The organism is Amycolatopsis sp. NPDC102389 (assembly GCF_044765885.1).
GTDB lineage: Bacteria > Actinomycetota > Actinomycetes > Mycobacteriales > Pseudonocardiaceae > Amycolatopsis.
The window spans coordinates 1-2,026 of record NZ_JBIWKX010000132.1 but is presented as its reverse complement, the minus strand read 5'-3'; the positions used below and the strand labels follow the sequence as shown (position 1 = coordinate 2,026).

Annotated in this window: 1 protein-coding gene; it reads right to left on the bottom strand. The window is 64.2% G+C overall.

Annotated elements, in window-relative coordinates:
- On the bottom strand, window positions 1–1,987 hold a 1,987-nt coding region (locus ACIRGA_RS40825; protein ID WP_400952953.1), incomplete at its 3' end, for a hypothetical protein.
- Window positions 1,988–2,026: the final 39 nt, after the last annotated feature.

Genomic DNA, 2,026 nt, shown 5'->3' with positions numbered 1-2,026 from the left:
CGACCAACACCCCCACATCCGCCAACTCGATCGCGACCCCGAACACATTCCCCACCGGCACAGCAGCCAGATCACCCACCTCCCACACCCCACCCCCACCCACACTCTCGCTGTCACCCTCACCCTCGCTGTCACCCTCGCTGTCACTCTCGCTCTCGCTGTCACTCTCGCGCCGCGAAAGCGCCCGCGACCGCGCCCGCGCCACCGCCGCCTCCTCCGCCAGCCGAACAGGAACACCCCCACCCACACCCCTCGCGACAACAGCCCTCAACTCTCTGACCTGATCCTTGTTGATCAAGCCACCGGACAGTTCCGCGACCTCCGCATACGACATCTCACCGTCAAGACCAGCCACCCAGGCATTGACCCAACCCTGGGTTGGCTTGTTCAAGCGCAGTCGGCTCGCTGACTTCAGTTCGAAGCCGTCCGGGAGACCTCCCCGTTTGTTCAGGAAATCCCGGAACGTACGAGGCCCCGTGCCATCCGGTGCAGGGCGCCAGTCCACCACATCCCCCGGCACATCCTCAGGAATCTCTGGCCCCTCAAGACGCCGCCACCGCCGGCAGACCATAGTCTGACTAACCAGACCACCGGACATATCCGCGACTTCCGCCTGCGTCGTATCTTCTTCGTGAAGACCTGCCAGCCAGGCATCGATCCACTCCTGGGCCATCTGACTCGAGCGCTGTCGCTTCCCTGATTTCAGGACGAAACCTTCCGGGTGGGGCCGTGACTCCAGGAAAGCCCTCAACGTCCGCGGACCAGTACCGTCCTCCGCGGGACGCCACCCCACCACCTCAGGCCGGGTCAGCACCCCCGCATCCGACTCCCTGGCAAAGCCCTCCCACAACACCCCCACCAGGTTAATATTGATCAAGCCACCGGACAGTTCCGCGACGTCCTCCTGCGGCATCTTCCCGTAAAGCTTTTTCGCCCAGGCATTGATCCAGCCCTGGGCGACCGCACTCGTCCTCACCCCCGCCCGGCCCTTCGGCTTCAGGGTGAAACCTGCCGGGAGATCTCCTCGCGTGTTCAAGAAATCCCGGAACGTGCGGGGGCCTGTGCCATCCGGTGCAGGACGCCAGCCCACCACATCCACCGGCACATCCTCAGAAACCCACGACCCCTCAAGACGCCGCCACAACTCGCCGATGTGAGAGCGACTGACCAAACCATCGGACAATTCCACGACTTCCGCCTGCGTCATCTCCTCGTGCAGGTCTTCCACCCAGGCATTGATCCAGTTCTGGGCCATCTGGCTCGAATGCGGCCGGTCCTTCGATTTCAGGCCGAAACCTGGCGGGTGGGGCCGTGATTCCAGGAAAGCCCTCAACGTCCGCGGACCGGTGCCGTCCTTCGCGGGACGCCACCCCACCACCTCAGGCCGGGTCAGCACCCCCGGCACCTCCGGCACCCTCGTATCCGATTCCCTGGCAATGCCTGCCCACAACGCTCCGACCTGATTCTTACTGATCAAGCCACCGGACAGTTCCGCGACCTCCGCATACGTCATCTTTCCGTAAAGCTCTGCCACCCAGGCATTGATCCAGCCCCGGGCGACCACACTCGTCCTCGCCCCCCGCCGGCCCTTCGATTTCAGGGTGAAGCCGTCCGGGAGGCCTCCTCGCTTGTTCAGGAAGTCCCGGAACGTTTGGGGTCCCGTGCCATCCGGTGCAGGACGCCAGCCCACCACATCCTCAGGAATCCACGGCCGTTCAAGACGATGCCACAGCACACTGACCTGAGCCTGTCCGACCAAGCCACCGGACAGTTTCACGACCGCCTGCAGCGTCATTTTTTCTCCGTGCAGGTCTTCTACCCAGGCATTGATCCAGTCCTGGGCCATTTGTCTCGAGCGCTGCCACTTCCCTGATTTCAGGCCGAAACCTGGCGGGTGGGGCCGTGATTCCAGGAAGGCCCTCAACGTCCGGGGACCGGTGCCGTCCTTCGCGGGACGCCACTTCGCCACCTCAGGCAGGGTCAGCACCCCCGGCACCGAAGAACCACTGCCCGCCACCTCAGGCCG